Annotated in this window: 23 protein-coding genes; 10 read left to right on the top strand and 13 right to left on the bottom strand. The window is 71.8% G+C overall.

All coding sequences use genetic code 11. From position 1 onward, the window contains the following. Positions 1 to 74 precede the first annotated feature (74 nt). Together rpmA and rplU are read right to left on the bottom strand one after the other, a co-directional pair. Positions 75 to 341, bottom strand: a complete 267-nt coding sequence (gene rpmA, locus ACVJ1F_RS12620; RefSeq protein ID WP_123571842.1) for a 50S ribosomal protein L27 — start codon at positions 339 to 341, stop codon at positions 75 to 77. 14 nt (positions 342 to 355) lie between these two features. Then, the gene (rplU, locus tag ACVJ1F_RS12615) at positions 356 to 670 is read right to left on the bottom strand and encodes a 50S ribosomal protein L21 (protein ID WP_456886609.1); all 315 of its coding nucleotides are present in this window, start codon (positions 668 to 670) and stop codon (positions 356 to 358) included. A gap of 175 nt (positions 671 to 845) precedes the next feature. Between rplU and ACVJ1F_RS12610 the strand changes: the two genes are divergently transcribed. Then, the gene (locus ACVJ1F_RS12610; RefSeq protein WP_369794401.1) at positions 846 to 1,121 is read left to right on the top strand and encodes a DUF4031 domain-containing protein; all 276 of its coding nucleotides are present in this window, start codon (positions 846 to 848) and stop codon (positions 1,119 to 1,121) included. Positions 1,122 to 1,155: 34 nt separating this feature from the next. Here ACVJ1F_RS12610 and ACVJ1F_RS12605 read toward each other — a convergent pair whose 3' ends face one another. From ACVJ1F_RS12605 to ACVJ1F_RS12585, 5 genes are all read right to left on the bottom strand, one after another. Then, entirely contained in the window at positions 1,156 to 2,535 is a 1,380-nt protein-coding gene (locus tag ACVJ1F_RS12605; protein WP_456886606.1) for a hypothetical protein, read from the bottom strand. 64 nt (positions 2,536 to 2,599) lie between these two features. Further along, a complete protein-coding gene (locus ACVJ1F_RS12600; RefSeq protein WP_456886604.1) occupies positions 2,600 to 3,484 on the bottom strand; it encodes a TIGR03943 family putative permease subunit in 885 nt (294 codons plus the stop codon). Further along, positions 3,474 to 4,526 (bottom strand): permease, encoded by a 1,053-nt coding sequence (locus ACVJ1F_RS12595; RefSeq protein WP_233568523.1) that lies wholly within the window; start codon positions 4,524 to 4,526, stop codon positions 3,474 to 3,476. The genes ACVJ1F_RS12600 and ACVJ1F_RS12595 overlap by 11 nt, the downstream gene beginning before the upstream one ends. Beyond that, on the bottom strand, positions 4,523 to 5,329 hold the full coding sequence (locus ACVJ1F_RS12590; protein WP_456886602.1) for a hypothetical protein: 807 nt from the start codon (positions 5,327 to 5,329) through the stop codon (positions 4,523 to 4,525). Before ACVJ1F_RS12590 ends, ACVJ1F_RS12595 begins: the two co-directional genes overlap by 4 nt. 18 nt (positions 5,330 to 5,347) lie before the next feature. Beyond that, positions 5,348 to 8,260 (bottom strand): Rne/Rng family ribonuclease, encoded by a 2,913-nt coding sequence (locus ACVJ1F_RS12585; RefSeq protein ID WP_456886600.1) that lies wholly within the window; start codon positions 8,258 to 8,260, stop codon positions 5,348 to 5,350. Between the two features lie 145 nt (positions 8,261 to 8,405). Here ACVJ1F_RS12585 and ACVJ1F_RS12580 point away from each other — a divergent pair, with 145 nt between their 5' ends. The 3 genes from ACVJ1F_RS12580 (at position 8,406) to ACVJ1F_RS12570 (ending at position 10,375) form a co-directional block, all read left to right on the top strand. Further along, positions 8,406 to 8,588 (top strand): hypothetical protein, encoded by a 183-nt coding sequence (locus ACVJ1F_RS12580; protein WP_056048330.1) that lies wholly within the window; start codon positions 8,406 to 8,408, stop codon positions 8,586 to 8,588. Between the two features lie 106 nt (positions 8,589 to 8,694). After that, positions 8,695 to 9,324, top strand: coding sequence for a vitamin K epoxide reductase family protein (locus ACVJ1F_RS12575; RefSeq protein WP_456886597.1), 630 nt, complete (start codon positions 8,695 to 8,697; stop codon positions 9,322 to 9,324). A 127-nt stretch (positions 9,325 to 9,451) separates the two neighbouring features. Continuing rightward, positions 9,452 to 10,375: a DsbA family protein gene (locus ACVJ1F_RS12570; RefSeq protein WP_456886595.1), complete on the top strand. Its 924-nt coding sequence runs from the start codon at positions 9,452 to 9,454 to the stop codon at positions 10,373 to 10,375. Positions 10,376 to 10,468: 93 nt separating this feature from the next. Here ACVJ1F_RS12570 and ndk read toward each other — a convergent pair whose 3' ends face one another. From ndk to ileS, 4 genes are all read right to left on the bottom strand, one after another. Continuing rightward, the gene (gene ndk / locus ACVJ1F_RS12565) at positions 10,469 to 10,885 is read right to left on the bottom strand and encodes a nucleoside-diphosphate kinase (RefSeq protein WP_056048334.1); all 417 of its coding nucleotides are present in this window, start codon (positions 10,883 to 10,885) and stop codon (positions 10,469 to 10,471) included. A gap of 70 nt (positions 10,886 to 10,955) precedes the next feature. Continuing rightward, positions 10,956 to 11,378, bottom strand: coding sequence for a DUF4233 domain-containing protein (locus tag ACVJ1F_RS12560; protein WP_456886593.1), 423 nt, complete (start codon positions 11,376 to 11,378; stop codon positions 10,956 to 10,958). Further along, positions 11,375 to 12,781, bottom strand: a complete 1,407-nt coding sequence (locus tag ACVJ1F_RS12555; RefSeq protein WP_456886591.1) for a bifunctional folylpolyglutamate synthase/dihydrofolate synthase — start codon at positions 12,779 to 12,781, stop codon at positions 11,375 to 11,377. Before ACVJ1F_RS12555 ends, ACVJ1F_RS12560 begins: the two co-directional genes overlap by 4 nt. Next, positions 12,778 to 16,071, bottom strand: coding sequence for an isoleucine--tRNA ligase (gene ileS, locus ACVJ1F_RS12550; RefSeq protein WP_456886589.1), 3,294 nt, complete (start codon positions 16,069 to 16,071; stop codon positions 12,778 to 12,780). Before ileS ends, ACVJ1F_RS12555 begins: the two co-directional genes overlap by 4 nt. Positions 16,072 to 16,397: 326 nt before the next feature. Here ileS and ACVJ1F_RS12545 point away from each other — a divergent pair, with 326 nt between their 5' ends. Continuing rightward, on the top strand, positions 16,398 to 17,378 hold the full coding sequence (locus ACVJ1F_RS12545) for a cation diffusion facilitator family transporter (RefSeq protein ID WP_456886587.1): 981 nt from the start codon (positions 16,398 to 16,400) through the stop codon (positions 17,376 to 17,378). 15 nt (positions 17,379 to 17,393) lie between these two features. Here the strand turns inward: ACVJ1F_RS12545 and ACVJ1F_RS12540 are convergent, their stop codons facing one another. After that, positions 17,394 to 18,683, bottom strand: a complete 1,290-nt coding sequence (locus tag ACVJ1F_RS12540) for an LAETG motif-containing sortase-dependent surface protein (RefSeq protein ID WP_456886585.1) — start codon at positions 18,681 to 18,683, stop codon at positions 17,394 to 17,396. 285 nt (positions 18,684 to 18,968) lie between these two features. Here ACVJ1F_RS12540 and ACVJ1F_RS12535 point away from each other — a divergent pair, with 285 nt between their 5' ends. Further along, positions 18,969 to 19,478 carry a GtrA family protein gene (locus tag ACVJ1F_RS12535; protein WP_056048350.1) on the top strand — a complete coding sequence of 170 codons (510 nt, stop codon included), beginning with the start codon at positions 18,969 to 18,971 and terminating at the stop codon, positions 19,476 to 19,478. Here the strand turns inward: ACVJ1F_RS12535 and ACVJ1F_RS12530 are convergent. Continuing rightward, positions 19,475 to 20,107: a TetR/AcrR family transcriptional regulator gene (locus ACVJ1F_RS12530; protein WP_456886583.1), complete on the bottom strand. Its 633-nt coding sequence runs from the start codon at positions 20,105 to 20,107 to the stop codon at positions 19,475 to 19,477. The two genes, ACVJ1F_RS12535 and ACVJ1F_RS12530, sit on opposite strands and share 4 nt — an antisense overlap. A 116-nt stretch (positions 20,108 to 20,223) precedes the next feature. Between ACVJ1F_RS12530 and ACVJ1F_RS12525 the strand changes: the two genes are divergently transcribed. Genes ACVJ1F_RS12525 through ACVJ1F_RS12510 form a run of 4 tightly spaced genes read left to right on the top strand, consistent with a single transcriptional unit; the run spans position 20,224 to position 25,436 of the window. Then, complete coding sequence (locus ACVJ1F_RS12525) at positions 20,224 to 21,861, top strand: ABC transporter substrate-binding protein (RefSeq protein ID WP_456886581.1); 1,638 nt, start codon at positions 20,224 to 20,226, stop codon at positions 21,859 to 21,861. A 4-nt stretch (positions 21,862 to 21,865) separates the two neighbouring features. After that, positions 21,866 to 22,816, top strand: a complete 951-nt coding sequence (locus ACVJ1F_RS12520) for an ABC transporter permease (protein WP_456886579.1) — start codon at positions 21,866 to 21,868, stop codon at positions 22,814 to 22,816. Next, entirely contained in the window at positions 22,813 to 23,709 is an 897-nt protein-coding gene (locus ACVJ1F_RS12515; protein ID WP_456886577.1) for an ABC transporter permease, read from the top strand. The genes ACVJ1F_RS12520 and ACVJ1F_RS12515 overlap by 4 nt, the downstream gene beginning before the upstream one ends. Further along, positions 23,706 to 25,436: a dipeptide ABC transporter ATP-binding protein gene (locus tag ACVJ1F_RS12510; RefSeq protein WP_456886575.1), complete on the top strand. Its 1,731-nt coding sequence runs from the start codon at positions 23,706 to 23,708 to the stop codon at positions 25,434 to 25,436. The genes ACVJ1F_RS12515 and ACVJ1F_RS12510 overlap by 4 nt, the downstream gene beginning before the upstream one ends. Positions 25,437 to 25,442 lie beyond the last annotated feature (6 nt).

Raw genomic sequence — 25,442 nt, 5'->3', positions numbered from 1 at the left:
GGATGCTCGCCCCAGACGGTGCGACCCGCGAGGGGCCGCCGATGCGGGTCGTGTGCCGACGCCGCGTGGTGGTGCTAGACCGTCGCCGTCGCGGAGGCGACGATGTTGACGACCTTGCGGCCGCCCTTGGCGCCGAACTCGACCGAGCCGGGGGCGAGGGCGAAGAGGGTGTCGTCTCCGCCGCGGCCGACGTTGACGCCGGGGTGGAAGTGGGTGCCGCGCTGGCGGACGATGATCTCGCCGGCGAGGACGACCTGGCCGCCGAAGCGCTTCACGCCGAGGCGCTGTGCGTTCGAGTCACGACCGTTGCGGGTGGACGATGCGCCCTTTTTGTGTGCCATGTGGTGTCAGCCCCTTAGTTGGTGGTGATCGAGGTGATCTTGACGCGGGTCAGGTCGGCACGGAAGCCCATGCGACGCTTGTAGCCGGTCTTGTTCTTGTAGTTCTGGATGACGATCTTCGGGCCACGCAGGTCGTTCAGCACCTCGGCGGTCACGGTGATCCCTGCCAGGGCGTCGGCGGCGGAGGTGACGGTGTCACCGTCGACGTGCAGCACGGCGGGGAGGGTGATGGAGTCGCCTTCGGCGGCCTTGAGGCGGTCGAGGGTGACGATCGTGCCGACCTCGACCTTCTCCTGCCGACCACCGGCGCGCACGACTGCGTAGACCATGTCTGTTCCTTAAGAGTTGGGGTGTCCGGCACGACGCGGCCTCGAGCCAGCGCGCACCAACCGCCCATCGTACAGGGGGCCGCTGGGGCCGTCAACGCGTCCTCCGACGGGCGCCGCGCCTCCTCCGTCCACGACCCCCGCACCGGCAGGCGGACCGACGACTAGCATCCAGGACGTGATCCTGATCGACGAGGCCGTGTGGCCGGCCCACGACACGTTGTGGGCACACCTGGTGAGCGACGACTCGTACGACGAGTTGCACGCCTTCGCCGCCCGTCACGGCATCCCCCGCCGCGGGTTCGACCACGACCACTACGACGTGCCCGAGTCCCGACGGGCCGAGTTGATCGCCGGTGGGGCCGTCGCCGTGACCGGCCTCGACCTCGCCCGCCGTCTCGAACGCAGCGGGCTGCGGGTGTCCCAGCGGGTGAAACGCGGCCTCACGGCCTGACCGGTTTCGTCCGCCCCGGCCCGCAGCCGCGCGGTCACCAACTCGTGTCGAAGCCCTCGTAGCTGGCCACGACCGCGCCCGAGGCGATCTCGACGATGGTGGTCGTGACCCCGTCGGCCACGGGGTCGATCGTGTACGAGTAGTCGGTCGGCGTCGTCGCGTCCCCGACCGACTGGACCGCCAGGTACTGCCCGTTCGGGGAGACGTCGAAGCCCTCGACGACACCGGATGCGCTCGGGGGCTGCCAGAGCGTCCGTGACGTGGCACCGTCGTCGGCGACGACGAGCGTCCGGTACGTGAGCCCGTCGTCGGACGGGACCGACACCTGCTGCACGACGTGGCCTGGGTCGAGGGCCACCAGCGGTCCGGCGAACGGGAGGACGCCGTCGACCGGGGCGGGGGCACGGGGGCGCTCGTCCCCCGTGGCGAGGTCGACGACCATGGAGGCGATCGCCGACGCGGCGATCAGCGTGGTGCCGTCGAGCGACACCCCCTGCAACAGCGAGTACGTCCCCACGGGCCGCACGGGGTCCACTCCCGAGAGGTCGATGACGCTCACCGAGTCGTCGACGGCCTGGACGACGACGTCGTCCTCACCCGGCACGAAGGCCCAGTCGGTGGGTTCGACGGGCTGCCCGGACAGGCCGAGGACCGGGGCCACCGCCCGCTCCCCCTGCAGCGGCAGCGTGTACAACGTCTCGACGTCCGAACCGGTCGGACGGAACGAGAACGCCAGCGTGGTCGTGGCACGGTCGGCCGCGAAGCGGGTGATCAAGCCGGGGGCCTCGGGCACGGGCAGGGTCTCGACGGCGGCCCCGTCGAGCGACACGAGGCTGAGGCTGCTCTGCGTCCCGTCGTCCGTCACGACCGCGACGGCCGAGTCGAACACCTCGTAGGCCTGGATGCGCGGCGCGGACCAGACGGTCGTCCTGTCCGAGCCCCGGAGCCCGGCCCGTTCGATGCGGTCGTCGGCCCCGGACGTGCCGCGCACGAGCCGGTACGCCGTCGCCGGGGGCGTGCTGAACCGCGCCTCCAGGGTCGAGGTCTGTCGCTGGTAGACGCTCGAGACCCCGTCGACGCGGACGTGGTAGTCGGTGTCGTACGCGAGCCGACCGGTGAAGGTCACGGCGACCACGTCACCCGACGTCTGCACCGTGAAGGCGGCCGCGGGCGTCACGACCACCTGCGAGGCGTCGACGTGCGCGAGCGCCTGGTTGGCGAACACCCGCAGCTGCTGACCGGGACGCTCGACCACGGCCGTCGTGTCGACCTGCGTCTCGCCGGCCTTGGGGCCCTGGAAGTAGGTCAGGCCCACGAAGGCGGCACAGACCACCGCGAGGACGGTGACGACGGCGATCCATCGCGTGCGCCAACGGGCACCGGCCTCACGGGCGTCCTGCTCGGTGAGGAACACGGGGTCGGACGCGAACGGATCGGGCGTGGCAGCCCCTCCTGTCGCGCCCCGGCCCCGTCCGCCCTCAGTAGAGGTACGGGTCACTGGGCTGTCCCACGGTGGTGACGTCGTCGGGCACGAGGGCGACGGGGTCCTGGCTCGAGCTGCTGCGGTTGGTGTCGAAGCCGCCCGTGACCTCGACCCAGTCGTCGGCGGCGACCTGGTCCTGCCACCCCGGCAGGTAGACGGGCACGCCGACGGGCTGGGCGTCGACCGCACAGCACGTGATCACGAAGCGCGACACGTAGAACACGTCGTCGGGGTCGGTGTCGGACGGCGTGACGAACCCGACGACGTCGGCGGTCTTGCCCTCGTAGAACGCTAGGTCGGTCGTCTGCCTCAGCAGGCCGGCCCAGTCGAGGACGCTGAACGACCGGTAGGCGTCCGAGGAGGCGCTGGTCGCGTCGGCCACGGTCGTACGGTCGAGCGCCGCGGTCGACGAGTTCACGTCGCGCTGGCCGGCCGTGGCGCTGGTGAGGGTGGCCGGGGGCAGGGCGACGACGGCGATCGCGATGGCGGCGGTGACGGCGGCGCCCACCGAGAAGGCGAGACGTCGGGCGCCGGTGGCGACCGGCCGACGCCGGCGCGGCCGGAGGCCGTCCTCGACCGCGGGCACCTCGGCCGCGTCGAGGCGGCCGTCGTGGTCGTGGTCGTGCCCGGGATCGTGGTCGTGGCCGTCGTGCGCGTCGTCGCCCCGGACGGGTGAGAACGCCAGCGTGGCCAACGACAGCGTCATGCCGATCAGGATCATCACGACCGTGAAGACGTCGTACCGGGGGTGGATGTAGAGCACGAGCTGCCCGGTCGCGGCGAGCCAGAGGGTGGCGACGCCGACGACGAGCGTCAGCAGCACCCCTTGCCACCGGTCGAGCAGTCGGCGCCAGGGGCGAGGAGCAGGGCTAGGCGACATAGTTGACCACCAGTCCGATCGCGGCACTGGTCAGGGCCACCACGAGGGTGACCTGCCCGAGCACCTTGGGTGTGTAGGTCGTCCGCAGCAGGGCCAGCATCTTGACGTCGATGATGGGGCCGAAGACGAGGAAGGCGGCGATGCCGCCGGGCATGAACGTCGAGGCGAACGGCAGCACGAAGAACGCGTCGACGTTCGAGCAGATCGAGATGACGAAGGCCAGCACCATCATCGCCAGCACCGACCAGACCGGGTTGCTGCCGAGCGTGACGAGCACCGACCGCGGAACGATCGTCTGGATCGCGCCCGCGATGGCCGCGCCGATGAACAGCGCGGGCATCATGGTCGACATCTCGCGGCGGAACAGGTCGACGCTCTTCGCCGTGCGACCCCGGCCGTGCGCATGGCCGTCGTCGACCCGGCACTCGGCCGCGAACGAGGAGGTCAGCAGGCTCTGCTGGTTCGGGTGCTTGCTGAACAGCCAGCCGATCAGGTTCGCGATGACGAACCCACCGATCAACCGGGCCACGAGGATGCCGTCGTCCCACCCGAACGCCTGGTGCGTGGTGATGATGGTGATCGGGTTGAGGATCGGCGCCGCGAGCAGGAAGGTCATCGACTCGGACACCGTGAAGCCCTTGAGCACGAGCCCCCGCGCCAGGGGCACGTTGCCGCACTCGCAGACGGGCAGGAACATGCCGAGGAACGAGATGACCGCGCGACGGGGCAGCCCCCGCTTCGGCAGCCACGACGAGAAGAACGCCTGCGGCAGCCACTCCTGCACGATGATCGACAGGACGATGCCGAGCAGGACGAACGGCATCGACTCGACGATGACGCTGATGGTCAGCGTGACGAAGTCCTGCAGCGCGTTCGGCAGCAGGCCCGGGCCGAGGAGGGGCGAGGCGAGGCGGACCGCCACGAGCACGGCGAGCACGAGCCCACCGGCCACGAGCAGCGGGACGCGCGACGGTGCCCGACGAGCACGCCGTCCGGCGCCGTGCCCGGCGTGGTCGATGCGCTCCCGGACGGGAGCGCTCACCGGTAGTCCTCGTTCGGACCGGCCGGGGGCGCGAAGCGCGACCAGTCGTCCGGTGCGGGGGCCGGGTGCGACGGCACGACGGGGCGCTCGGGCGGGACGACGGGGGCCGACGGCGCCGCGGCGACGGTCGTCGGGAGGCGGGTGGAGCGATCGCCCCGGACGGCAGGAGGCGCGACGTCGTCCTCGACGTCGCCCGCGTCGTCACCCTCCCCGGCCTCGGCGACCCGGGGCGCGGGCTCGACCGCCCAGACCTCGTCGCCGTGGCCTCCGCCCAGCCACAACCGGGCGAGCACGGCCCCGGCCACGAGCAGGGCCGTGTCGACGATGCCCGCCGACAGCGGGATGGTCGTCAGGTAGAGCGCGAGGTTCACCCACGTACCGCCGTCGATCGAGAGCACGATGCCCGGGACGATCCCGACGACGGCCAGCGCGAGGGTTCCCGCTCCGCCCGCGACCACGGCGTGGCGCACGACCGTCCGGAGGTCGGACCGCGGCGTCAGCGGCCTGATCGTGGCGAGCACGACGAACGAGGCGAGGTAGAACGGGAACGGGTAGAGCACGAAGCTGCCGAGGAACTGCCCGACCGGCGTCGCGACGAACCCGCTGGGGAACGCCGTCACCGAGAAGCCGACCGCCGAACCGACGAGCGCGACGAGGCCGAGGGCGAAACGCGCCACCAGCACGACGACCAGGGCCGTGGCCGCCACGAGCAGGCGCTCGCGTCCCTCCGGCCCCGAGGCCGAGACGGACGCAGCCCGGAGCCTCGACCTGACGGTCGGGGGTCCGGGCTGGGTCAGAGGCACGCAGTCACCCTAGACGACCTACAGATCGTCGGAGCTGACCCCCACGCCGAGGATGAACGGACCGGACTCGCCGGTCGTCGTCGGCTCGGCCGGAGCCGCTGCGGTCGTGCCCTGGCTGGAGGCGCGGCGCGAACGCGAACGCCCCTGCCCGGGCTGCTTCGGCTCGGGCAGCGCACCCAGCACCGAGTCGAGCAGCTGCTCGGCGTCCTGGCTGCTGATGCGACGCGGCTCGCGACGCGTGGTCGCGACGGGGATGTCGAGGATCGCGACCGTGGCGTCCGGGGTCGAGACCGTGGCCGACGACCGGCGACGCTCCGTGGCCTTGGCGACCGGAGCCTCCGTGGGCTCGTCGACGGGTGCGGCCACGGCGGCGGCTGGAGCCGACCGCTCGGCCGGGGCGGCCGCGGGGACCTCGATCACACCGGCGCTCGAGTCGGCAGGAGCGGACTCGGCGGGCGACGACACGGCAGGAGCCGACTCGGCGGCGTCCTCGCCGGTCTCGCGCGCGGCACGTGACGATCCACGGCGGCCCTTGCGACCCGAACGCCCGCGACGGCCTTCGTCGGCCTGGTCACCGGCTGCCTCGGCGGCCGGCTCGGCCTTCGTGGCACTCGCGGCGGCGGCGTCGATGGCGGCCTCGACCGCCGCGGCGGCCTGGCTGGCCGCGTCGTCGTCCTTGGCGCCGCCTTCTTCGGCATGGGCGATGGTGCTCGCCGCGATGCGCGAGAGGGCGTTCTTCACGTCGTCGGTGATGGCGTGCGTACCCGTCGTGGGGTGAGCCCCACCGGTCGGCGCCGAGGGGCCGCCGCGACCGGACTGCAGCGCGGTGCCGGCACCGGCACCGGTGTTGTGGCCGTTGCCGCCCGACTTGCCGGACCCGCCGGCCTGGCCGCCACGTCGGCGGTCGCCCTGCTGGCCGCCCTTGCGGGGCTGCTGTTCTTGGACGCGCGCGGCGCTGCCGGCCTCGGAGAACGACTCGGCCAGGCCGAGGCCCAACTTCTTTCGCGTCATCTGGACGAGCCCGAGCGACGTGACCTCGGCCACCTGGTGCTTGGTGCGGTCGCGGCTGAGGCACTCGACCAGACGACGCAGCACGAGGTCACGGTTGGACTCGAGCACCATGTCGATGAAGTCGACGACGATGATGCCGCCGATGTCGCGGAGGCGCAGCTGACGGACGATCTCTTCGGCGGCCTCGAGGTTGTTCTTCGTGACCGTCTCTTCGAGGTTTCCGCCGGAACCGACGAACTTGCCGGTGTTGACGTCGACGACGGTCATCGCCTCGGTGCGGTCGATGACGAGGGAACCGCCCGAGGGCAGCCAGACCTTGCGGTCGAGCGCCTTCTCGATCTGCTCGTTGAGGCGGTACTCGTCGAACGCGTCCTTGTCACCCTCGTAGCGCTTGACGCGGTCCATGAGGTCGGGCGCCACCGCCGAGAGGTACGACTGCAGCGTCTCGAACGCCTCATCGCCGTCGATGACCATCTCGTGGAAGTCCTCGTTGAAGACGTCGCGCACGATCTTGATCAGCAGGTCGGGCTCGGAGTGCAGCTGGTTCGGGGCGTTGCCCGCCGCGACCTTCTTCTCGATGTCGGCCCACTGGTTGGTGAGGCGCTTGACGTCGAGGGTCAGCTGCTCTTCGGTCGCGCCCTCGGCCGCCGTGCGCACGATGACGCCGGTGTTCTCCGGCAGGGCCTCTTTGAGGATCTTCTTCAGACGCGCGCGCTCGGTGTCGGGCAGCTTGCGGCTGATGCCGTTCATCGAGCCGTTGGGCACGTAGACGAGGTAGCGGCCCGGCAGTGAGATCTGGCTCGTGAGACGGGCGCCCTTGTGGCCGACGGGGTCCTTGGTGACCTGGACGAGCACGCGGTCACCGGGCTTGAGGGCCAGCTCGATGCGACGGGGCTGGTTGCCCGTCGACAGCGAGTCCCAGTCGACCTCGCCCGAGTAGAGCACGGCGTTCCGACCGCGTCCGATGTCGACGAAGGCGGCCTCCATGCTGGGCAGCACGTTCTGGACGCGACCGAGGTAGACGTTGCCGATCAACGACACGTTCTGCGCCTTGGCGACGTAGTGCTCGGCCAGGGTGCCGTCCTCCATGACGCCGATCTCGATGCGGTCGCCCGACGAGCGGACGATCATCTTGCGGTCGACGCTCTCGCGACGGGCGAGGAACTCGGCCTCGGTGATGACGGTGCGACGGCGTCCCGCGTCCCGGCCGTCGCGACGACGCTGCTTCTTCGCCTCGAGACGCGTGGAGCCCTTGATGCGCTGCGGCTCGGTGATGAGCTCGGCCTGACGCGGGGCACGGTCGCGGTCGCGACCACGGGGCTCGGAGTCGCGCTCCTCGCGGTCCTGCGAGCGGCCACGCTGGCGGCGACGCGAGGCGGGCTGCTGCTCGCGGTCGTCGCGCTCGTCACGGTCGTCGCGGTCGTCGTCGTCGCCCTCGCGGTCGTCGTCCCACGAGTCGTCGCGGTCGTACCGGTCGTCACGGTCGTCGCGCTGTCGTCGACCGGGGCGGGCCGGCAGGACGGTGATCTCGGGTGCGTGGAAGATCAACGACGTCGTCGTGAGGTTCGCCGGGATCGGCGACGCCCCGTCGGTCGTCTCGTCGTCGGCCGTCGCGGCCCCGGTCGGTGACGGCTGGGTCGCCGCAGCGACGAACGCCTCGGCGACGGCGTCGGTCTCGCCCTGCTGGGAGGTCGGGGCCTGGGCCGCGACCTGCTCGTCGGTGGTCTCGGTCTCGTGGGTCACGGGTGATGCCTCCTGGGCGTCGTCTGTCGTCCGGACGGGTGAAGGGAGTGCTGCCTGCTGCCTGGCGGGGGCCGTCGCCGGGGCGGCGTCGACCGCCGCCTGGCGAGCCCTGAGGCCTGCGAACAATCCCCTTCTCTTCTTCGGACGTCCGTCGTTGTCTGTGTTGTCGTTCACCACTTGCGGTGCGCTCCTCGCCCCGCCGAGGCCATGCCGTCGGCAGGAATTCTCGTGTCGTGGCCGGGCGGTGACGTGGCACCTGCCCCTGACCACCGCGCCCTCTCACGGCGCGCCTTCTCGGACACGCCACGTTCGGTCACCCGGGGTGTCGACCGACCTGCGGTCGTCGCCCTCGATGTCGTTCGTCGACGTGCTGTTCTTCGTGTCGCCTTGCTGGTTCGGAACTGGCCATCCGACGATGAGCGCCTGCGCTCTGGCCCGGATTCCGCTCGACCTGGTCGACCACGCGATCTCTCGCGTGACGACGACGGCCGGCACTGCCCGGTAAGCCTGGATCTCGGGGCCTGGGCCCCACGACTGGCTCGATTATCGCACGCCCACGCCGGTCCGGGGTCAAAGCGGACGCCCCGACGGCCCGTGCGATACTGCTGGACGTGACCGTCGAGACGCCTCGGGCCGTGACCCTGCCCACCGGCCGCACCCCGTTCGTCGCGGCCGTGCTGCTCGTCGTCGCCGGTCTCGGCGGACTCGTGGGGGCCTTCGCCCTGACCCTCGACAAGTTCCGACTGCTCGAGAACCCGGGCGCGGCGCTCGGCTGCGACGTCAACCCGTTCGTGGGCTGCTCACCCGTCATCAACAGCTGGCAGGCCTCGCTCTTCGGCTTCCCCAACCCGATCCTCGGCCTGATCGGCTTCGCGGCCCCCGTGGGGGTGGGCCTGGGCCTGCTCGCCGGTGCGCGCTTCGCCCGGTGGTTCTGGCTGGCCTTCAACCTCGGGCTGCTGCTCGCCTGGATCTTCATCACCTGGCTCTTCACCCAGACCGTGTTCGTCATCGGCGCGCTCTGCCCGTGGTGCATGCTCGTCTGGCTCTTCACCATCCCGCTGTTCTGGGTCTTCACGGTGTGGGGCGCGGCTCGCGGCGTCACCGTCCCCGACGGGCCGCTCCGACGTGCGGCGGCACGCTTCCTCCCCTACTCGTGGGTGCTGCCGGTGCTCAACTACATCGTCGTCGCCACGACCATCGTCGTCGTGTTCCCGTTGCTGCTCCCGACGCTGTTCGGGTGAGCCGCACCTCCTCGCGTCCCCGGCTCGGGCCCACACGCCCCCTCGGTCGCACCCAGGTCGCTCCCAGCCGAATCAGGGTCGACCTCGCCAGTCTTGACCGACGACCCCCGAGCCACGACGAGGACTGATGACGCCACCCACCGACTCCCCCGCCAGCAAGAAAGAACGCCGAGAAGCAGCCCGCGAGAAGGCCCGCGTCACGCGCGAGGCCGAGGCCCGTCGTCGACGACGCAACAAGTGGCTCCTGCAGGGCGGCCTGGTCGTGGGCATCGTGGCGGTGCTCGCGATCGTCGCGCTCGTCATCACGCAGTCGATCAAGCCGGCCGGTCCCGGCCCTGCGAACATGGCCAGTGACGGCCTGGTGCTCGAGGGCTCGAACGGGGCGGTCACCGCCGTGCCGAGCAGCGCTCTCGCCGCCGACGCGACCCCGACCCCGGCCCCCAGCGCCTCGGGCGACGTGCCGTCGATCGTGGTCTACCTCGACTACATGTGCCCGTTCTGCGGCCAGTTCGACACGACGAACGCCCAGCAGCTCGAGGAAGCCGTCTCGAGCGGTGCCGCGACCCTGGCGATCCACCCGATCGGGTTCCTCGACAACGCCTCGCAGGGCAGCCGGTACTCGACGCGGGCCGCCAACGCCTTCGCCTGCGTCGCGAACCACGAGCCCGACAAGGCGCTCGACGTCAACACCGCCCTGTTCGCGCAGCAACCCGAGGAGAACACCCGGGGCCTGACGAACGACGAGCTCGTCACCCTGGTGCAGGGTGCCGGGGCGACCGACGACCAGATCCCGTCGTGCATCACGGGAGGCGACTTCGAGGACTGGGTCGCCTCGGCCACCCAGCGGGCGTTGAACGACCCGATCCCGAACTCGTCGCTCGACAAGCTCGCGAGCACCCCGCTCGTCCTGGTGAACGGCCAGCAGTACCAGGGCTCGTTGACCGACGCGAGCACCTTCGCGCAGTTCGTCGCCGAGGTGCAGAACGGTGCCCCGACCGGTGACACGAGCACGGGCGACACCGAGGGCTCGACGGCGACGCCGGCCCCCTGACGACGCGACCCGTCGACACGACCGAGCCCGCGCCTCCTGATGGACTCAGGAGGCGCGGGCTCGGTGGTCTCCGGCGTCACGCCGGTCGGCGGCTCAGAACCAGAGGGCCAGCTCGCGCGTGGCGCTCTCGGGGCTGTCGCTGCCGTGCACCAGGTTCTGCTGGACCTTCAGGCCCCAGTCGCGGCCGAGGTCGCCACGGATCGTTCCGGGGGCCGCGGTCGTCGGGTCGGTCGTGCCGGCGAGCGAGCGGAAGCCCGCGATGACGGCGTCGCCCGCGATGCGCAGCGCGACGGTCGGGCCGCTCTGCATGAACTCGACGAGAGGCTCGTAGAACGGCTTGCCCACGTGCTCCTCGTAGTGCTTCGCGAGCAGGTCGCGGTCGGCCTGCACGAGGCGGACGTCGACGAGCGAGTACCCCTTGGCCTCGATGCGGCGCAGGATCTCGCCGGTCAGGCCGCGGGCGACGCCGTCGGGCTTGACGAGGACGAGGGTTTCTTCGAGATCGGACATTGCTCCTCTTTCGGTGGGTGGCGGATGGCTCGCGGGCGGGCGCCCGGAGGACGGGTCGGTGGGTGTCGGCTCAGGCCACGTCACCGGGCGCGTCGCGCAGCCGGGCGGCGTTCATGCGGTCGAGCTGTGTGCCCTTGACGAGGCAGTAGGTCCAGATGGCCACGAACAGGGCGGCCACGACGAACATGACCGGATCGAGGAACCCACAGGCCACGAGACCCAGCTGGACGAGCCAGCCGAGGGCGACGCCCCACCGCCAGCGCAGGGTCTGCGAGATCAGCAGCGTCAGGACGATCGCGGCGAGGCCTCCGCCCCAGGCGACGCCGGCTGGCAGCAGCTGCCGCCCGAAGACCACGAGGGTGACGAAGAACAGCGTCATGGCCTCGAGCACGAGGACGATCGAGAGCAGGCTCTCGGCCGCCCCACGACGTCGACGGGGGCGCGGCGCGCGCCCGCCGGCTCCGGCTCCGGCGGGAGGCGGTGGCGTCGTCACGAGAGCCCCTCGGGCTGCTGCGAGAGGGCGATGACGTCGCCGACCAGCGTGATCGACCCCGTCACGACGACGCCGCCGGGCTCGTCGCCCTCGACCTCGTCGGCCAGGTCGCGCGCCGTGCGCAGGGCCGCCACGAGGTCGGTCTCGACGACGACGCGGTCGGCACCCACGACGCCCACCGCGATGGCGGCGAGCTCGTCGGCGTCGATCGCCCGGTCGGACTGCGAGCTCGTCACGACGAACTGGGTGACCGTGGGCGCCAGGGCGCGGACGATGCCCGCGGCGTCCTTGTCGGCCAACACGCTGAGCACCGCGACGACGCCGCCGAACTGGAAGTAGTCGTCGAGGGCCTTGGCCAGGGCGCGGGCGCCGTGCGGGTTGTGCGCCGCGTCGACCAGGATCGTCGGCTCGTTGGCGACGATCTGCAGGCGGCCGGGCGACGTCGCACTCGCGAGTCCCTCGGCGAGCACCTCGTGGTCGAGCGGCTGCGACCCGCCGCCGAGGAAGGACTCGACGGCCGCGACCGCGACGGCGGCGTTCTGGGCCTGGTGGTCACCGAACTGCGGCAGGAGCAGGTCGTCGTACCGGCCCGCGAGCCCGCGGATCGTGACGACCTGGCCGCCGACGGCGACGGTGGTGGACTCGACGCCGAAGGCGGTGCCCTCGACCGCGAGCGACCCCTCGCTCAACTCGACGGCGCGTTCGAGTTCGACCAGGGCCTCGGGGGTCTGCGACGCCGAGACCACGGCGGCCGTGGGCTTGACGATCCCGGCCTTCGTGCGGGCGATCTCGGCCACGGTCGAGCCGAGACGGTTCTGGTGGTCGAGGGCGATGGGGGTGAAGACGGCGACCTGGCCGTCGGCCACGTTCGTGCTGTCCCATTCGCCCCCCATGCCGACCTCCAGCACGACCACGTCGGCGGGAGCGTCGGCGAAGCAGGCGAAGGCGAGCACCGTCAGGGCCTCGAAGAAGGTCAGGGTGGGCTCCCCCGACGCTTCGAGATCGGTGTCGACCATGGTCAGGTAGGGCTGGATGTCGTCCCAGTTGGCGACCAGGCGCTCGTCGCTGATCGGCTCGCCGTCGACCACGATGCGCTCGTTGAGGCGCACGAGGTGCGGGCTCGTCATGAGCCCGGTGCGCAGGCCGTGCGCCCGCAGGATGCTCTCGATCATCCGGCTGGTCGACGTCTTGCCGTTCGTGCCGGTGAGGTGGATCACCGGGTAGGCCCGCTGCGGGTCGCCCAACAACTCGACGGCCCGCCGGGTCGGCTCGAGCCGCGGCTGCGGGGCCTGCTCGCCGATGCGTGCCAGCAGCTCGTCGTGGACGCGCTGCGCGCCGGCCGCGAACTCGCCTCCCTGCTCGTCGGCGGGATCGCCCTGACGGTCGTTCTTCTTCGGGGTCATGCGCGTCGTACCTCCACGACGACGGCCGAGCCGGAGCCCGATCCGACGACGGTCTTCTCGGGCCGCTCGCCGACGCCCTCCTGGACGTCGACGATCAGCTCGGTGGTCAGGGTCTCGCGGGAGATCAGCTCACGGTGGGCCTCGACGGCGGCCGCCGCGACGGCGTCGGTCGTGAGCGTCGTCACGATGCGGTCGGACACGTCGAGGTCGGCGGTCTTCCGGGCCTGCTGCACGGCACGCACGACGTCGCGGGCCAGGCCCTCGGCCTCGAGCTCGGGCGTGGTCGCGGTGTCGAGCAGCACGAAGCCGCCGTCGCCGACGAAGGCGAGAGCGCTCGACGCGTCGGCGACGGCCAGCTCGAGCGTGAACTCGCCGGGCAGCAACTCGACGCCGCCGACGACGACGTTCTCGCCCGCGGGCTGCCAGTCGCCCCTCTTCGCCGCCGGGATGACCTGTTGCACCTGCTTGCCGATGCGCGGGCCGGCCGCCCGGGCGTTGACGGTGAGCTTGCGGGTGACGCCGTATTCTCCGAGGCTCTCCTCGGTCAGGCGGGTCACGACGACCTGCTTGACGTTGAGCTCGTCGCGCACGATGTCGGCGAACGCCTCGAGGCCAGCGGGGTCGGGCGTGACGACGGTCAGACGGGCCAAAGGCAGGCGGACGCGCAGTCCCTGGGCCTTGCGCAGCGCCAGGCCGCTCGACGCGACCGCGCGAACGGCGTCCATCGCGGCCACGAGGGCGTCGTCGGCCGGGAACGCCGAGGCGTCGGGCCAGTCGATCAGGTGCACCGAGCGACCCCCGGTGAGTCCCTTGTAGATCTCGTCCGCGACGAGAGGCGCGAGCGGGGCCGCGACCCGGGTGAGGGTCTCGAGCACCGTGAAGAGGGTGTCGAAGGCGTCGACGTCGTCGCCCGACCAGAACCGGTCACGCGAGCGTCGGACGTACCAGTTGGTCAGGACGTCGGCGAAGTCGCGCAGGGTCGCGGTGGCCCGCGGCGTGTCGAGGGCGTCGAGGGCCGCCTCGACGTCCGTGACCAGGAGGCGCGTCTTCGCCAGCAGGTAGCGGTCGAGGACGTCGCTCGAGTCGGTTCGCCACTGCGCGTCGTGACCGGGTGCGGCGTGACGACCCGCGCCTCCGGACGCCGCGTTGGCGTAGAGCGAGAAGAAGTACCAGGTGCTCCAGAGCGGCAGCAGGAACTGCCGGACGCCCTCGCGGATGCCCTCCTCGGTGACGACGAGGTTGCCGCCGCGGATCACCGAACTCGACATGAGGAACCAGCGCATGGCGTCGGCCCCGTCGCGGTCGAAGACCTCGCTGACGTCGGGGTAGTTGCGCAGGCTCTTCGACATCTTCTGGCCGTCGGAGCCGAGCACGATGCCGTGGCTGACCACGTTCGAGAAGGCCGGGCGGTCGAACAGCGCGGTGGAGAGCGTGTGCAGCGTGTAGAACCAGCCACGGGTCTGGCCGATGTACTCGACGATGAAGTCGGCAGGGCTGTGCTCGTCGAACCACTGCTGGTTCTCGAACGGGTAGTGCACCTGCGCGAACGGCATCGAGCCGCTGTCGAACCAGACGTCGAGGACGTCCTCGATGCGGCGCATCGTGCTCTGCCCGGTCGGATCGTCGGGGTTCGGTCGGGTGAGCTCGTCGATGTAGGGGCGGTGCAGGTCGGGCTCGCCGTCGGCGTTGAGCGGCAGGCGGCCGAAGTCGGCCTCCATCTCGGCCAGCGAGCCGTAGACGTCGACGCGCGGGTAGGCGGGGTCGTCGCTCTTCCACACCGGGATCGGTGAACCCCAGTAGCGGTTGCGCGAGATCGACCAGTCGCGGGCGTTGCCGACCCACTTGCCGAACTGGCCGTCCTTGACGTTGTCGGGCACCCAGGTGATCTGCTGGTTCAGCTCGCCCATGCGGTCGCGGAACTCGGTGACGCGCACGAACCAGCTCGACACCGCCTTGTAGATCAGCGGGTTGCGGCAGCGCCAGCAGTGCGGGTAGCTGTGCTCGTAGCTGGCGAGGCGCACCAGGCGACCGTCGGCGCGGAGGCGCTGCACCAACGGCTTGTTGGCCTCGAAGACCTGGAGGCCGGCGACGCCCAGCTCGTCGAACATCGGCAGGAAGCGCCCACCGTCGTCGACCGAGACGATCACGGGGATGCCCGCGGCGGCGCAGACCAGCTGGTCGTCCTCGCCGTAGGCCGGGGCCTGGTGCACGATGCCGGTGCCCTCGCCGGTGGCGACGTAGTCGGCGACCAGCACGCGCCAGGCGTTCTCGGTGCCCCAGGCCTCGGTGTCGGCGTAGACGTCCCAGATGCGGTCGTACTCGACGCCCTCGAGCTCGGCACCGGTGAAGGTCGCGGTGACGGCGGCCTGGGCGGACTCGGCGGACTCGTAGCCCAGGTCGCGCGCGTAGGCGCCGAGCGTGTCGGCCGCGAGCAGGAACACGCTGCCGGTCAACAGCTCTTGGTCGCCGGTGCGCTCGCCCGGCAGGAGGGCGTGGGGCACGGTGACGTAGTCGATGGCCGGTCCCACGGCCAGCGCCATGTTGGTCGGGAGGGTCCACGGGGTGGTCGTCCAGGCCAGCGCCTCGACGCCGGTCAGGCCGAGCGCCTCGGCCTTGGCGCCGACGAGGGGGAAGGCGACGGTGACCGTCTGGTCCTGACGGTTCTTGTAGACGTCGTCGTCCATGCGCAGTTCGTGGTTGGACAAGGGGGTCTGGTCGTGCCAGCAGTAGGGCAGCACACGGAAGCCCTCGTAGGCGAGTCCCTTGTCGTGCAACTGCTTGAAGGCCCAGACGACGCTCTCCATGTAGTCGACGTCGAGGGTCTTGTAGTCGTGGTCGAAGTCGACCCAGCGCGCCTGGCGGGTGACGTACCGCTGCCATTCGTCGGTGTACTGCAGCACCGATCGGCGGGCGGCGGCGTTGAACACGTCGATGCCCATGTCGTCGATCTCGTGCTTCTCGGTCAGCCCGAGCTGACGCATCGCCTCGAGCTCGGCGGGCAGGCCGTGGGTGTCCCAGCCGAAGCGGCGGTGCACCTGCTTGCCGCGCATGGTCTGGTAGCGCGGGAAGACGTCCTTGGCGTAGCCCGTCAGGAGGTGTCCGTAGTGCGGCAGGCCGTTGGCGAACGGCGGGCCGTCGTAGAAGACCCACTCGTCGCAGCCCTCGCGTGCACGGATCGACTCGGCGAAGGTGTCGTCGCGCTTCCAGAAGGCGAGGACGCCGGTCTCGATCTCGGGGAATCGCGGCGAGGCGGGGACGCCGGTGGCGTCGGAACCCTTGGGGTAGGTCATCGGTTCTCCAGGTCGTGCGGTGGGTCGCCCCCGCTGCGCTGGCCGAGGGACCTTCTGACCACGAGGACGCCGTCCGGGTGCCTGACCCGGGTGGCGCGGTACCACCCCGCTTGCCGCCGTCGTCGTCCTCTCGGACGGCGACCGCGACCGCTCTGCTGCGGCTGTGACGGGCCTGCCCCGCCCGGTTCTACCGACGACCACCGGGCCTGGGCCCGCCGGTCGCTTTCTTCCGGGTGCTCCCCGGTGATGGCCGGATCGATGCGTGCTCGATCCTACCGTCAGAGCCGAGGAGGCGCGAGGCCGTCCCGAGGAGCAGGATCGAGGCCATGTCCTCCACCCCGTCCGACCCCCCGGTCAAGCCCGAGAGCACGGTCACCGTGATCGTGGCGTTCGTCGCCAACCTGCTGATCGCCGTCGCCAAGACGATCGCCGCCTTCCTCACCGGTTCCGCGTCGATGGTGGCGGAGTCCGCGCACTCGTGGGCGGACACGGGCAACGAGGTCTTCCTCTTCGTCGCCGACAAACGGGGCGTCAAGCGACGGGACGACGCGCACCCCCTCGGCTACGGGAAGGAGACCTACGTCTGGTCGATGTTCGCCGCGTTCGGCCTGTTCACCGTCGGCGCCGTCGTGTCCATCCAGCACGGCATCTCCCAGCTGACCGCCGACGAGGAGGCCGAGAACTACCTGATCAACTACGTCGTGCTGGCCATCGCCTTCGTGCTCGAGGGCACGTCCTTCCTGCAGGCGTTCCGTCAGGCCCGCGGATCGGCGGCCGAACGGCAGGTGCCGACGCTGCGGCACGTGCTGCGCAGTTCGAACTCGACCCTGCGGGCGGTGTTCGCCGAGGACGCGGCGGCCCTGATCGGCCTGCTGATCGCCTTCCTCGGAATCTTCCTGCACCAGGTCACCGGCTCGGCGGTGTTCGACGCGATCGGGTCCATCGCCGTCGGCGTGCTCCTGGGGGTGATCGCGTTGGTGCTGATCGACCGCAACCGGCGGTTCCTCGTCGGCGAGAGCCCCTCGGACGAGCTCGAGTCGACCGTGCTCGAACGTCTGCTCGCCCGCCCCGAGATCGAGCGGGTCACCTACCTGCACACCGAGTTCGTCGGTCCGGGTCGGCTCTACCTGGTCGCCGCCGTCGACATGACGGGCGACGACCGCGAAGAGCACGTCGCCGTCGCCCTGCGCCGCGTCGAGCGGCAGCTCGAGGACCACGACGCCGTCGAGGAGGCCGTGCTCACCCTCTCGACGCCGGACGAGCCGAGCCTGGCGCCCCGGAGGGCGTCCGACCCGGCTCGTCGCTGACGGCCGCGCTGCGGATCAGCCCCGCGAGGCGCGGCGCCGCGTGACGAGGACGGTCGCCGCCCCGAGACCCACGAGGACCATGCCGGCGAGACCCGCCCACGGAGTCGTCTCGGAGGATCCCGTGTAGGCGAGGTCGGAGCGGTGCGCCACGGGGACGACATCCACGCCGACCGGGTTCACGGGCCGCGAGACGACCGGGATGACGGCGGGAGCGACCGGTGGCACCTCCGGAGCCGTCGCAGCCGGAGCGACCAGTGCGAATTCCACCACGACGGGTACGGACATGCGGCTGAACGGCGGACCCTCGAGACCGGCCAGGCCGTCACCGCGAGGCACGTACTGACTCACGAGCAGCCGCCACGACCCGTGAGGCAGGACCTCCAAGAAGCGGTAGGTACCGTCGGCGCCGACGCGGGGTGGGTCGTAGTCGTGACCCCACCCCTCTTGACCGCTCAAGGCTTCGACCGTGAAGGCGATGGCCGATCCGGGGACGCCCGTTCCGGCGATCGCGAACACACCCAGACCCGGGTACTCGGAGTCTGCCGTCACGATCGCACCGGTTCGGGGCGTGCTCACCGTCACGGCCGGGGACGTCGGGACGTCGATCCGGAAGTTCCGTGTCTCGTATCCGAGCAGGGCCCCTCGCGCGTCCGACACCACGACCGTGATCGCCTGATCGGCCGGCGCCTCGTCGGGCAGGTAGATCGTCTGCGTCATACGCGGTCCCGCGACCGTGGGCTCGTTGACGATCGGCTGTCCGGCCCCGTCGTACACGACGACGGCGATCGAGTCCTCTGTCGTGTCGATGACCAGTTCGTAGCCGAGCGTCGGGTACACCGCGCCTTCGACCGGGCTCACGAGCGAAAACGCCTCGGCCTGCGCAGCAAGGGGCGCCCCGTCATCCACCGGAGCGGCCTCGTCCACCGGAGCGGCCTCGTCCACCGGAGCGGCCTCGTCCACCGGAGCGGCCTCGTCCACCGGAGCGGCCTCATCCACCGGAGCGGCCTCATCCACCGGAGCGGCCTCGTCCACCGGAGCGGCCTCGTCCACCGGAGCGGCTCCCTCTACCGGAGCGGCCTGGTCGACCGGCTCGGCCGATGGCCCGGCCGTGGCAACGGGCTGCTCCGTGCTTCCCTGTCCGTCCTGGGGTTCCCCCACCGATCGGGGCGAGGCGGTCGCGACTTGCGCCTCGACGCTCCCGGGAACCGACGCCGCAGACGCCGCCTGTCCGCTCAGCGCGATGCCCCCCAGGGCGATGACGATGGCCGTCGACAGCGCGGTGGCGGTCGACACGGTCTTCTTCATGAGTGGTGTCCTCTTCAGTGAGTCAGGGTGGACCGGTCGCCCTGACCCACCCCGGGGCGACCGGTCGCCGTCCCGGTGATCCGGTCCGACGAGCACGACGTTAGCCACTGGGGGCGACGGATCCTCACGCCGTGACCAGGCCGTGACGAGAAGTCATCCGCAAGAGTGAGCCGCCCTCAACCCTTCGGCGCTGCACGGGCTCACCCTCTCGTTCGGGGGGTGATTTGTGACGCATCCCGTGGTCGCTTTCAGCCGCTTCATCGCGCCCTCGGCTACCGTGATGCAGTGCAAGCAGTCATCAAGCTCATCAGAGAGCACCCTTCCGCGGCGAGGTTCCTCGTCGTCGGGGGCATCGGCTTCGTGATCACCATGGTGATCAACTACGGGCTCAAGCTGTTCGTCATCCCTCAGCACCCCGTCACCGCCCTCGCGCTGGGCATCATCGTCGCGACGGTCTTCTCGTACTGGATGAACAAGAAGTGGTCGTTCGACGACCGGGGCGAGCGTCACACCGCCCACGAGATGTTGCTCTTCGTCATCGTCAGCGTCATCGGGGTCGGCCTCAACTCCGCGCCGCTCTACCTCTCGCGCTACGGATTCGGCCTCGAGGTGCCGAACGTCTCGCGCACCACGCAAGAGATCGCCGACTTCGTCAGCGGGCCGATCATCGGCACCATGCTCGCCATGGTGTTCCGGTACTGGGCGATGAACAAGTGGGTCTTCCCGAAGCGCGCCGAGCTCGTGGACGTCCTCTCGCCCACGTCCCCGTCGACGTCACCGACGCCGACGGTCTAGGCCGAGCGCGCCTCCCGGGCGTCGAGTCCGTCCGCGACGGGGCCCACGGCCGCCGCGACCACCGGCCCGAGGGGGCCGCGCGACACCCCGGCACGCGCCCAGTTCGCGATGGCGGCCGCCGCCGCCGCGATCAACGTCGAACCGATCACCTGTGCCGCGAGATCCGACCGATCCCGCCCCGACCGCTCGGCCACGTACGATGCGACCGCCCCCTGCTGACGCACGAACCGGACCGCGGCCGAGGCGACGAGGTCGTCGCCGAGGGCCATCGCCTCGGACTGGGTCAGGGCCCAGGGCACGCGTTCGGGGTCGTGGGCCTCGGCGAGCGCGACGAGTGCGGCCTCGACCTGGCGGACCGGCGACAGCTCGGAGGAGGCGCGCAGCAGGTCGCCGAGATCGGCGAGGCTCTGGTCGAGGTCGAGCCAGAAGAGGTCGGACTTGGCCTCGAAGTAGTTGAAGAACGTGCCACGGCTGACGCCGGCCCGACGGGCGATGTCGTCGACGGTCGTCCCGGCGTAGCCGTTCTCGAGGAACAACTCGGCCGCGGCGGCCGCCAGCATCTCGGCGGACGAGCGGCGAGGTCGGCCGACCGGCCGCCGAGGGCGGGTGGCGTCTGGTCCATCTGACATGGCCACCATCATGCCGCTAGACTCGACGGCGCACTTGTTGCACCCGGTCCACGAATGCCGCCTCGTCTCGGCGTCGTCGGATCCCACCCGACGTCCCGTCACTCCCCCGGAGCCCCATGCGCAGCCGCCTGCCCGTCCTGATCGCCGCCACCGCCGTCGCGAGCCTCGTGCTCGCCGGCTGCACGAGCGGGGGCGACCCGGACACCTCGTCCACCCCGGTCGCCGGGGGGACGCTGACCTACGCCTCGGGCGACGCCGAGCCGACTTGCCTCGACCCCCACGTCGGCGGCAACTACCCGCAGGCACTCGTGTCGACGCAGTACCTCGAGTCGCTCGTCTCGAAGGACGCCAACGGCGACATCGTCCCGTGGCTGGCCGACTCGTGGCAAGAGGGCTCCGACGGCCTCAGCTGGACCTTCACGCTCAAGGACGGCGTCTCGTTCACCGACGGCACCCCCTTCGACGCCACCGCCGTGGCGGCCAACGTCGCCCATCTCCAGGACCCCGCGACGCTGTCGTCGACCGGGTACCTCGCCCTCGGGAAGGTCACCGGCGTCGAGGCGGTCGACGCGCGCACGGCACGCTTCGACCTGAGCGAGCCCGACAGCGCCCTGCTCGAGTCCCTCTCACAGCCCTGGCTCGCGATGGAGTCACCCGAGGCCCTGACCCGGAGCCAGGAGGTCAACTGCGAGTCACCGGTCGGCACCGGCCCGTTCGCGGTCGAGTCGTGGACCAAGCAGCAACAGGTCGTGCTCACCCGCAACGACGACTACAGCTCGCCGCCGGCCGATGCCGGGCACCAGGGGCCCGCCCACCTCGACGAGATCGTCTGGCGCTTCATCCCCGACTCGGCGTCCCGCTACGCCGCGCTGCAGGCCGGCCAGGTCGACGTGATCGACAACGCGCAGCCCGACACCCTCGTCGCCGCGGCGAAGGACGACTCGCTCGACGAGATCGACGCCCCGCGCCCCGGCGCCTCCAACCGCATCGAGCTCAACGCCGGCAAGGCGCCCTTCGACGACGCGAGCGTCCGCGAGGCGTTCATCCGCGGTGTCGACGTCGACTCGGGCATCGACTCGCTGTTCTTCGGCACGGCGAAGCGGTCGTACAGTCCGCTGTCGAGCGTCGAGCCCCTGGCGTTCTCCGACGAGTCGCTCTTCGACGTCGACACCGACGCGGCGAACGACCTGCTCGACGAGGCGGGGTGGACCACCCGCGACCCGGACGGGTACCGCACGAAGGACGGCGTGCGACTCGCCGCGACCTTCCCCGTGAGCACGAACCAGTCGATCCCCGCCGAGCAGTCGCTGTTCGAGCAGGTCCAGGCCGGCGCCAAGGACCTGGGCTTCGACGTCACCCTCGAACCCCTCGACCTCTCGAGCTGGTACGGCGCCCTCGCGGCGAACGAGTACGACCTGGTGAGCGCGCCCTACACGAAGGTCGGCCCCGACGTGCTGCGCATCCTCTACGACAGCGACGGCATCACCCCCGCCCCGAGCGGCTACTTCGCCAACCTCTCGCAGACGAGCGACCCGGCCCTCGACGACCTGTTGACCCGCGCCTCCCGGACGAGCGACGCCGACGAGCGCGCCGACCTCTACCAGCAGGCCCAGCAGACCATCCTCGAGGGATGGCACGTCCTTCCGCTGTACGACCAGCAGAACCACTACCTGGTGCGCTCGGCCGTGCAGGGCGTCCGGGCCCTGCCGACGGTCCAGGCACCGACGATGTACGACGCCTACAAGACGAGCTGATCGAGTGCGTCCGGGGCGGTGGCGACGGGCGGGTCGGTGGCTCGTCGGCCGCCTGCTCGGCGCGGTCTTCGTGCTCTGGGCCGTCGCGACGCTGATCTTCTTCGCCATCCGGCTCGTCCCGGGCGACCCGGCCGAGGCGATCCTCGGCGGCCCGGGGTCGCAGGCCTCGGCCGAGGCCCTCGACTCCGTCCGTCGGCAGTACGGCCTGGACCAGCCGTTGTTCGTGCAGTACCTCGCGCAGCTCGGACGGCTCGCCACGGGCGACCTCGGGACGTCGTACTCGCTGCGGACCGACGTCGGCCGGTTGCTGCTCGACCAGTTGCCGGGCACGATCGGTCTCGCGCTCCTCGCCCTGGTGGCGGCCTGGTCGATCGCGATCGCGACGGCCTGGTGGGCGACCCTCGGCGGCCGGATCGCCTCTGCGGTGTCGTCGGGTCTCGAGGTCGTCGCCTCGGCCGTGCCGCACTTCTGGCTGGCGAGTCTGCTCATCCTCGTCTTCAGCACCCGGCTCGGGCTGCTGCCCCCGGTGAGCACGGGAACCCCCGCGGGACTCGTCCTGCCGGTCGTCACCCTGGCGATCCCCGTCGCCGGGTTCCTCGGGCAGGTCACCCGCGACTCGCTGCTCGACGCGGCGGCCACCCCGTTCGCCCTCTCGGCACGTGCCCGGGGCGAGGGCCCGTCGGGACTCTTCGTCCGCCACCTGCTCCGACACGCGGCGCTGCCCGGGCTCGCCCTGTCGGGCTGGGCCTTCGGCTCGTTGCTCAGCGGCGCCGTCGTGGTCGAGTCGGTCTTCGCCCGCCCGGGTCTCGGTCGCACCCTGCTCGGCGCGGTCACGCTGCGCGACATCCCGCTCGTGACCGGCGTCGCCCTTGTCTCCGCGCTCGCCTACGTCGTCGTGGTCGCGCTCGGCGACCTGGCCGAACGCGCGGTCGACCCGAGAGGACGCGCGGCATGACGGCGCTGCCCGACCTGCCCCGCGGTGCCGACCCGGCCCGCGCCTCCTCGTCCCGCACCGCCCGGCGGCGCCTGCCGCTGGGCCCGACCGAACTCGTGGCGGCCGCACTGCTCTCGCTGCTGGTCGTGATGGCGGTCGCACCGGGCCTGTTGGCCCCCGCCGACCCGCTCGCCGTGTCGCCGACCGACGCGTTCGCCGGTCCGTCGCTCGCGCACCCGTTCGGCACCGACGAGTCGGGGCGAGGCGTGTGGACCCGCGTCGTCCACGGAGCCGGTGCCTCGCTGACGATCGGCCTCGTCGCCACGATGATCGGGACGGGACTCGGCGTGGTCCTCGGCGTCCTGGCGGGCCTCGGCGGTCGCGGCCTCGTCGGCCGCGCGACCGACGCCGGCGTGAGCCGCGTCCTCGAGGTGCTCTTCGCCCTGCCCGGCCTCTTGCTGGCGCTCGTCGTCATCGCCTTCACCGGGCCGGGGGCCGTGCCGGCGACGATCGCCGTCGGCCTCGCGACCGCGCCGGGGTACGCGCGGATCGTCCGCAGCCAGGTGGCGGCCGTCCGTCGGTCGCCGATGGTCGAGGCCGCGACCGTGCTCGGCCGACGCCCCGGGCTCGTCCTGGTGCGTCACGTGCTGCCGAACGCCCTCGCCCCCGTGGTCGTGCTCGCCACGCTGGGCCTCGGTCAGGCCGTGGTCTGGGCCTCGTCGCTGAGCTACCTCGGGCTGGGGTCGCCGCCGCCGGCACCCGAGTGGGGCGCGATGCTCTCGGCCGGGCGCGCGTACCTCGCGGTCGCCTGGTGGATGACCGTCTTCCCGGGGCTCGCCGTCGTGGTGACGGCCGCGTCGGCCACGGTGCTGGGGCGAGGTCTCGCACGACGCGGACGAGGAGGACGGCGATGACCACGGACCCGCTGGCGACCGGCGCCGCTCCCCGCGACCGGCACCGCGCCTCCTCGGACGACCTGGTCGTCGACCGCCTGCACGTCACCTTCGGTGGGGTGACGGCCGTCGACGACGTGTCGTTCTCGGTGGGTCGCGGCGAATGCGTGGCCCTGGTCGGCGAGTCCGGCTCGGGCAAGAGCGTGACCGCGCGGGCCCTGCTCGGGCTGACCGGTGGCACCGTGACGGCCGACGCCCTGCGGCTCGGTGACGACGACCTGCTCACCCTGTCCGAACGGGGCTGGCGTCGGCTGCGGGGACCGCGCATCGGACTCGTGCTGCAGGACGCCCTGGTCTCGCTCGACCCCCTGCGCCCGGTCGGCCGCGAGATCGACGACGCGCTACGGCTGCACACGCGACTCTCGCCGGCCGCCCGCCGAGCCCGCGTGCGGGAGGCCCTCACCGAGGTCGGCATGCCCGACCCCGAGGTGCGCCGGGGCCTGCGGTCGGGCGAGCTGTCGGGCGGACTGCGGCAGCGGGCGCTCATCGCCGCGGCCCTCGCCCTGCGACCCGGCGTGATCGTCGCCGACGAGCCCACCACCGCCCTCGACGCCGAGGTGCAGCGTCTCGTCGTCGACCGACTCGCCGCCCTGCGCGACGCGGGCACGGCCGTCCTCGCGATCAGTCACGACCTCGGGGTCGTCCGCCGCCTGGCCGACCGCGTGGTCGTGATGCGCGACGGGCACGTCGTCGAGCAGGGTGACACGGCGACCGTGCTCGACTCGCCGCAGGCCGACTACACGCGCATGCTCATCGCCGCCCTGCCCGGCGGAGCCCCGCGGGGTCGGCGCCTCTCCGCCCCCGTGACCGCCGACGGCCCGGACGCAGGAGGCGCGCCCGCGTCGACGACGCCGGTCGCCTCCGACGCGCCCGGCCCCGGAGGCGCTCCCGGCCCGTCGACGCCGGTCGCGGCGACGACTCCCCCGTCCGACCCCGTCCTCCTGGCGACGGGCCTGCGCCGGGTCTTCCCGGGGCGCCGGGGGCCCGACCGGGTCGCCGTGGACGACGTCTCGCTCTCGCTCGGGGCCGGCGAGACGCTCGGCCTCGTCGGTGCGTCAGGTTCGGGCAAGACGACGACGGCCCGCCTGCTGCTCGGCCTCGACGACCCCGACGCCGGGACGGTCGACCTGCTCGGCACGTCCTGGGCCCCGGCCCGCGAGCGCGACCGTCGTCTCCGCCGTGGCGACCTCGGCGCCGTCTACCAGGACCCCTCGAGCTCGTTCGACCCCCGGTTCACGGTCGGCCGTCTGCTGGCCGACGCGCTGACGTCGGGCCGCAGCACGCGCCTCGGTCCCGTCGAGCCCGAGGTCGTCGCCCTGCTGGCACGGGTCGGACTCGACGCCGACACGGTGACGCGTCGGCCCGACACCCTGTCGGGCGGACAGCGGCAGCGGGTGGCGATCGCGCGCGCCCTGGCCCCGCGGCCCCGCGTGATCGTCTGCGACGAGCCGGTCTCGGCGCTCGACGTCTCGGTCCAGGCCCAGGTGCTCGACCTCCTCGACGAGCTGCAGCGACAGGACGGGCTCGCCTACGTCTTCATCTCGCACGACCTGGACGTCGTCGAGCACATGTCCGATCGCGTCGCCGTGATGCACGAGGGCCGGATCGTCGAGCAGGGCCGCACGGCCGACGTGTTCTCCGCCCCGCAGCACGCCCACACCCGCGCCCTGCTCGCCGCCCGCCCCTAGCCGGGC

The organism is Frigoribacterium sp. 2355 (assembly GCF_054060695.1).
Note: the sequence above shows the minus strand (reverse complement) of the source record. Positions and strands in the feature narration are given on the sequence as shown.